General features: G+C 62.5%; 5 protein-coding genes. 4 read left to right on the forward strand and 1 reads right to left on the reverse strand.

All coding sequences use genetic code 11. The annotated features are described in order from the left end of the window. Positions 1-315 precede the first annotated feature (315 nt). Positions 316-1,194: a phytanoyl-CoA dioxygenase family protein gene (locus tag OXG30_01935; protein MCY4133661.1), complete on the reverse strand. Its 879-nt coding sequence runs from the start codon at positions 1,192-1,194 to the stop codon at positions 316-318. A 27-nt stretch (positions 1,195-1,221) separates the two neighbouring features. Between OXG30_01935 and OXG30_01940 the strand changes: the two genes are divergently transcribed. The 4 genes from OXG30_01940 to OXG30_01955 are packed head-to-tail and all read left to right on the forward strand — an operon-like array spanning position 1,222 to position 3,554. Next, positions 1,222-1,449: a hypothetical protein gene (locus OXG30_01940; GenBank protein MCY4133662.1), complete on the forward strand. Its 228-nt coding sequence runs from the start codon at positions 1,222-1,224 to the stop codon at positions 1,447-1,449. Positions 1,450-1,467: 18 nt separating this feature from the next. After that, the gene (locus OXG30_01945) at positions 1,468-2,004 is read left to right on the forward strand and encodes a hypothetical protein (protein ID MCY4133663.1); all 537 of its coding nucleotides are present in this window, start codon (positions 1,468-1,470) and stop codon (positions 2,002-2,004) included. A 51-nt stretch (positions 2,005-2,055) separates the two neighbouring features. Then, positions 2,056-3,267, forward strand: coding sequence for an alpha-hydroxy acid oxidase (locus OXG30_01950; protein ID MCY4133664.1), 1,212 nt, complete (start codon positions 2,056-2,058; stop codon positions 3,265-3,267). 59 nt (positions 3,268-3,326) lie between these two features. Beyond that, on the forward strand, positions 3,327-3,554 hold the full coding sequence (locus OXG30_01955) for a hypothetical protein (protein MCY4133665.1): 228 nt from the start codon (positions 3,327-3,329) through the stop codon (positions 3,552-3,554). Positions 3,555-4,581: the final 1,027 nt, after the last annotated feature.

Raw genomic sequence — 4,581 nt, forward strand, 5'->3', positions numbered from 1 at the left:
CACCCGGCCGCGGACCCTCAGATCACGCCCGATACACAAAATTCCTGACAGACCCGACTTCGGCTCATTTCTCCCGCAGCTTTTCCGAGGCATATGGCGAAACTCCCAACGAAACTAGGAAAAGGGGTCTGGGAGACAGGCGTTGAGGTAGGGACGGCGGTAACGTATTTCTGGCTGAGCATGCAACTTGACAAGTGGTTAGGCGATTGCGTATGTAGTTTCCCATCCCTAATGAAGAGGGGGCGGAGCCACCCCTGCGACGACCCATTGCGTGGCCCACCGCCCCGCCTATGTCTTGTGCGCCACCCTTCCCATTCAGGAGAGGGGGGAGTGGGCGTATTGGTTGGGGTCTTGGCCTCTAACTAGGCGGATGTCGAGGCGGGGGTCGAAGTCGCCGATGGTCTTGGTTTCACCGTGCCAGATGTCTTCGCAGTGGGAGCTGGCGTAGTGGACGGCGATGGCCCGGCGTAGGTCGTCGGTGCGGTTGTAGCCGGAGCCGTGGACCAGCAGGGGATGGAAGAACAAGGTGTCGCCGGGGTCCATCTCCAGGTGGACCCGCTGGTCGACGTCGATGCCCTTGGCCCCGAAGAAGAGGAAGTTCTTGTGCTCCCAATCGGGGTAGTCGTGCTCGAGGAGTTCGCCGGTGTGAGTGCCGGGCAACACCACCAGGCAGCCGTTTTCCCGGGTTATCGTGTCGAGCGCCGTCCACACCCCGACGATGCGGTCGGCGGGACGGAGGGGGAAGTAGAGCAGATCTTGGTGAAGGGGGTGGCGGCCGTCGACATCGGTGGGCTTGTTCAGGTACATGCTGTTCAAGGCGATCAGATCGTCGCCGATGAGCTCTTCCACCTGGTCGATAATGGGCTCGTAGCGGGCATAGCGGGACAACACCGGGTCACCATTCACGAAGTTCACCTTGGCGATGCCGTGGGCCGGAGTGCGGGGGGTGACAAATCCCTTGGCCACCTCCACGTTGCGGGCTATCTGCATGTTGGGGGCTTGGGCAATGGTGGCGTCGGCGATGTCGGCGAAGCGCTGGTTGAGGGTGTCGATCATCTCTTCGGGCACCAGCTGGCGCCGGAAGACGTAGCCGTCCCCCCAGTAGTCGGAGTCCACTGCGGGCCATATTCCCACAAATGTCGGTCCCGGAGGCTGGCCGGCCGCCGCGCTGGTCCTAGGCCAGAGTGTTGACATAGAACAACAGCGTTGTATATTGTCAACATGGCGAGAAGCCGACACCCCAACAAGGAGGTGGAAGCTGTGCTCGTCGAGGCAGAGAAGGCTGGATGGACAGTTGTGGATACATCGTCAGGTCATCGTTGGGGTGTCATGCGCTGTGTGGAGGCCAGCCGGTCGGGTTGCCAGGTTTCCATCTGGTCGACGCCTAAGAACCCAGGGAACTTTGCTCGCCATCTCCGGCGGGAAGTAGGTCGGTGCGGACACAGCTAGAGAGAGCGAGGATCTGAAATGCCGCTGCATGAGTTCACCATGATTGTGGAGGGTCCTGATTTGCAGGACGATGAGCTGTTTGACGCGCTGTTCGAAGCAGGGTGTGACGACGCGCTCATCGGGCGAACCGATTGCACCCAATACCTCGATTTTGGACGGGAGGCTGACACGTTCGAAGAGGCTGTCTTCTCAGCCATCGCTGATGTGGAATCTGTTGCAGGGGTCAAGGTTGTCCGACTGGCTGATATCGGGCTGCTATCCATGTCTGATATCGCGACTCGTACTGGGCGCACTCGTGAGAGCGTGCGGCTGCTGATTGCGGGAAAGAGAGGTCCAGGTGGGTTTCCGCCGCCCGTCACCGACCCAAGACGCCGAAATCGCATGTGGTGGTCCGATGAGGTATACCGCTGGTTCAGCGAGAGCTTGGGCGAGCAAGTTGAGCACTGGGAAAGCCACGTGATCGCAGCGGTCAATGCCGGGCTGGAGTTTCGGCGCCGCTTGTTGGGAGTTGCGGCGCCTCACCAAGGTCGCTTGAAGAGTCTGGTCGGGGTTTGAGAACCCAGGCAATGGTCTGCGGCGCGATGTAGTTGAATCAGTGACGTGGGCATGATTCGGACGCTGCGGTCGGTGGCGCGGTTTCGGCGCTTTGAGCCGAACCGGGCCAAGCGGCGGTTGAGCCGGGCGGCGTCGGTGGCCGACCTGCGGGAACTGGCCCGGCGGCGGCTCCCGGCGGGAGTGTTCGACTACATCGATGGGGCGGCTGAGGATGAGCTGTCTATGGAGCGCAACGCCGCCGCGTTCGATCAATGGGAGTTCGCCCCCCGGGTGCTGCGGGACGTGTCGGCGCTGGACACCTCAGTGGAATTGCTGGGCCGGCGCCATCCAGTGCCGTTCGCGCTGGCGCCCACCGGGTTCACCCGCATCGTGTGCCCCGACGGGGAACTGGCCGTGGCCCGGGCTGCCGCCCGCAAAGGGATTGCCTATTCGCTTTCTACCCTGAGCACCCGCTCGATCGAAGAAATAAGAGAGGTGAGCGACGGCCCGCTGTGGTTCCAGCTCTACTTCTGGCGTGACCGGGGGTTGGTGGCCGAGTGGCTCCAGCGGGCGGCCGTCTGCGACTACGAGGCGCTGCTGGTGGCGGTGGATACCCCGGTATTCGGTCGCCGGGAGCGAGACGTTCGCCGGGGCTTCACCCTGCCGCCCACATTGGGACCCGACACGGTGCTGGACGGCTTGCGGCGACCAGGATGGACGTGGTCGCTGCTGCGGTCCGACCCGATCACCTTCGCCAACTTGACCGGGGTTCAGGGTTACGACGGCAGCTCTGCGCTGGGCCTGGCTGAATTCGCCCACAACCAGTTCAACCAGGCGCTGTCGTGGGACGACTTGGACTGGCTGCGGGAGCGCTGGGACCGCAAGCTGGTGCTCAAGGGCGTGCAATCGGTGGCCGATGCCCAAGTGGTGGCAGATCAGGGCGTGGACGGAATCATCCTGTCCAACCACGGCGGCCGCCAGCTCGACGGCGCACCGCCCATCCTGGAGTTGGTGCCGCAGGTCGCCGACGCCGTAGGCGGCGATATCGACGTCATCTGCGACGGCGGCGTGCGCCGGGGAAGCCACGTCGCCATGGCCCTGGCCCTCGGCGCCGACGCGGTGACGTTCGGCCGCCCCTACCTCTACGCCCTCGCCGCCGCCGGCGAACCCGGCGTCGACCACCTCATCGACCAATTCACCGAAGACCTCAACCGCACCCTCGCCCTCCTCGGCGTCCCCAAAGCCTCCGCCCTCACCCCCGCCTCCGTCCGCCAGCGGCAATAGAGCGCTCCTTCATCGGAAGCTTGGGAGTATTCGAGCCAGACGGTCGGTAAAGTCACTTCATGGTTCATCGTTCAGTTGAACAGGTAGGGGCTGATCCCCGGCACTGCGAGGATGCCCCTGCCGTCGAATTCAGTTGTGACGGTGTCCCGGATCGCGGGCCAGGTGAAGGAGACCCGCGCTTATCGCCCGAAGGTCGTCGGGCCTTGACTGAGCTGCTCGAAGGAGACGACCTGTGGGCCATCTTCCAAGAAATCGGCGAGGAGGACCCCAACTTGGCCTTCCCCTAATGGGGTAGGCCGGTGATCATTGGGAACGAGTGGATCGTCATAGCCGCAGTTGCGGGAAGGCTGCCGAACGAGCTCACGGATCAGCCTTTGATGACGGTCCCAGCAGCCATTACAAGACTCCGCAGAAGTGCGCAGAGGGCACAAGAGGGAGCGGCTCTCGGACGAGGAAAGATCACCCGAAGTCTTGGGACGCTCAGCCCAGGTGATCTCGCCTTGTTGTTGGGCCCTGCCCGTCGCCTATTCGGCGTAGTCAATCTGACGGTTGTAAGATCAGAAATCGAAGCTGCACATGCCGAAGCCGAACGACTCGGCATTCGCCTCAACCAATTCAGCGCCCAATACGTCGGTTCGGCGAGCTACTACGGCGCTCCCATTTGGGTCGGTTACGACCGCAATATCCCTAGATGGGCACAAGAGGGCGTGAATCTGCGAGGGGTTCGTTGGCGAAGGCTCAGCGAGCTGTTGCCGTGAAACCGACGATCGAATCACCAAAAGGGAACTCTTCAGTCGACTGAATGTGCGACACTTGAGCCGTACGCTCCAGGCAGGCCTCTCGCTACTAGCGAAGCTCCTGGTAGCAGACAACTTGAGGGTTGGGTGGGACCAATTATGGGCCCACCCAACCCGGCTGTTCCAACCCTGGCAAACCACGCCAATCTGTCTCGTCCCGACCTAAGGTTCTGCTGTGACCCCGGAAGAAGAACACGCCTTCTATAGCGATTCTGAGAATCTCGTACCCCAAGGGCCTGCCCATCGGCGCAATATCCGCATAGAACCCGAAGAATCATCGACAGACCCGGGATCTGAGGCCAGCTAGCCAGAGAGCCAACAGTTAGTTTCCAAAACTGTCACTGCTTCCGGGTAGCTTGCAGGCGTGAGCGATAGGGGCGGGGGGGGGGGGGGGGGGGCGCGCCCCGGGGGGGGCGCGGCGGGGGGGGGGGGGGCCGCCCCGCCAACAAGACCACCGAGCGGAGAGCGGGAGCAGAAACAAGAACCGCGGCAAAAACACAACAAAACAAAAAAATAA

This window comes from bacterium (genome assembly GCA_026708015.1).
Taxonomy (GTDB): Bacteria; Actinomycetota; Acidimicrobiia; order Acidimicrobiales; family Bin134; genus Poriferisocius.